Here is a 2,087-nt window from a genome sequence, read left to right as displayed (position 1 = left end):
CTATATTTAAGGTGTAATAAAAAAGAGATAAAGGGGATGAGTTTATGTTTAAAAAAGTAGGAATGGGAATAGTATCTGCAGCTACTGTATTAATAGTTGGATTTGGGTTAAGTAATGTTGCTTCAGCTGATTTAAAAACAGAAGATTTGTATGAATATCAAGAATGGGAACCTAATAATACATTGGAAACAGCTGATGATTTTGGTTTGAATGGAGTCGTTTTTGGTAATTTTGATACAGAGGGAGATAAAGTAGACGTTTATAAATTTAAAGCGAAAACAACAAATCTTGCATATTTTAGTTTAGCGATAAAAAATTGGACGAAAAATGACTATAATTTATATTTGTTAGATGAAAAAGGCATAGTGTTAGCTAAGTCAGAAGCTGAAAAAACTTCAAGTCTTGAAGATTTCACATATAAAGTAAAAAAGGACCAAACTTACTATATAAAAGTTGTTGCTAAAGAACGTGGATCACAAACAACAACTAAATATACATTAAAAGCTTTCTCTGAGGGGAACTACACAATACCTGAGTGGCTAGAATAGTAAAGAAAAAAGGCACCTGAAAAGGCGCCTTTTTTCTTTAAATGTTTTTGAATCACTTAATACAAGAATAAGTCCATTCTCATCACTAAAAGATTCTATCCTTTTCGCTCTATAAATTAGATGTAAAAAACATCTCGAAAATTTCTAACTTCCGAGATATCATGAGTACTTTCACCAAGCACAACAATCCGTTTATCATTCTTTAGAAAAGAAAAATCGATTGTTATTTTGGAAGTAGGTGCGTTAAATTTTTTTGTTTTGTCCTGTATGCTCTCCTCACATTTAGGTTAATTTATTAGCTTTTCTTTTATATAGACTAGGTATGTAAGTACAGTAAATACAAGAAGAGCGGTAATCATTCCTAACTTCCATTTTTCACACGTAAAATATCCTCTAAGAATTAAATTTTAACTATTTTTAATAGTGACTGTATGTGTAAAAGGATAGATGTTCTTCTTATCTTCTAATTTATTTTAAAGGTGACAAAAATGTAAGATAAACGTAAGGTAAACCAATATGTAATTGTATCTTTCTCCTGTAATCTGTTTGAGACATCACAACAAAAGGAGAATAAACATGAAAAAACGTATACTAGCTATTTGTACAACTGGAATCCTGTTCAATAGTGTATTGACAGGCTGCAGTATGATCGGGAAATTATCCTCAGAAACGTACTATGTAAAAGTACAAGGAGAACTTGATCCTACGACATCCAGTTATACGCTACAAGGATTTAAAGATGATGGAACGGAAAAAGAAATTTCATTTGCAACACAGGATAAGAAATCCATTACTGAGGGTACTTATTTAGAGATTGACGCAGATGAAGATAAGGACGCTAACAAGAAAGTTCCTAATAAAATTAGTTTAATTAATAGCTACAAAAAAATTGAAAAAGACGATATTCCAAAGAAAATAAAAGAAAAGCTTAATTAGAAACAACTTTTTTAGTAGGAAATTAATGTTTAAATATATGAGGAGTTGAGCTGGACATGAAGCTATTAAGCATTTCTCAAAAACATTGTCCTCCTGATTTGAAAGAACAGATTAACCTTGTCATGCATCAAACTTGGCCGGAATATTATCAAAATAATAAGCATAAACAATGGCCAGATACTCAAGATACAAATTCAATTTCTTTAGTTCTCGTAGAAAATAATGTAGTAATTAGTCATGTCGGAATTCCATGTAAATATATAAAACATCACGGTCAAAAATATAAAGCTTTTGGTCTTAGTGAGGTCCTGACTAATCCAGCTTACCGTAATCAGGGATACGGCTTAAAATTAATAAAGGAAGCAGCCTTGTATATTGAGAGAAATACACCAGATATTAGTATATTTACTTGTAAACCATCATTAATTCATTTCTATTCACTTGGTGGATGGGACCATATAAAGAACACGAATGTCATTGGAGGTACAAAAGAGAAACCTTTTCGAAGTGATTCTTTGGGCTTAACTACTATGGTTCGTTTTCATTCTAGTAAAGCTCAAAGGAACCGTGTTACTTTTGAGCAAGCAGATATTTTCTTGGAAT

Annotated in this window: 3 protein-coding genes; all 3 read left to right on the top strand. The window is 31.2% G+C overall.

The window, feature by feature from the left end:
• Positions 1-44 precede the first annotated feature (44 nt).
• Positions 45-548: a PPC domain-containing protein gene (locus tag ACQGSG_RS28615; RefSeq protein ID WP_426948683.1), complete on the top strand. Its 504-nt coding sequence runs from the start codon at positions 45-47 to the stop codon at positions 546-548.
• Between the two features lie 576 nt (positions 549-1,124).
• Positions 1,125-1,484, top strand: coding sequence for a DUF1093 domain-containing protein (locus tag ACQGSG_RS28610; RefSeq protein ID WP_426948681.1), 360 nt, complete (start codon positions 1,125-1,127; stop codon positions 1,482-1,484).
• A gap of 56 nt (positions 1,485-1,540) precedes the next feature.
• Positions 1,541-2,087 (top strand): GNAT family N-acetyltransferase (locus ACQGSG_RS28605; RefSeq protein ID WP_426948679.1); only part of this gene is annotated, 547 nt, incomplete at its 3' end.

The sequence above is a fragment of the Bacillus sp. GMa5/1 genome (assembly GCF_050172015.1).
GTDB lineage: Bacteria > Bacillota > Bacilli > Bacillales > Bacillaceae_G > Bacillus_A > Bacillus_A cereus.
The sequence above is the reverse complement of the archived record's forward strand: the minus strand, read 5'-3'. Positions and strand labels throughout refer to the sequence as shown.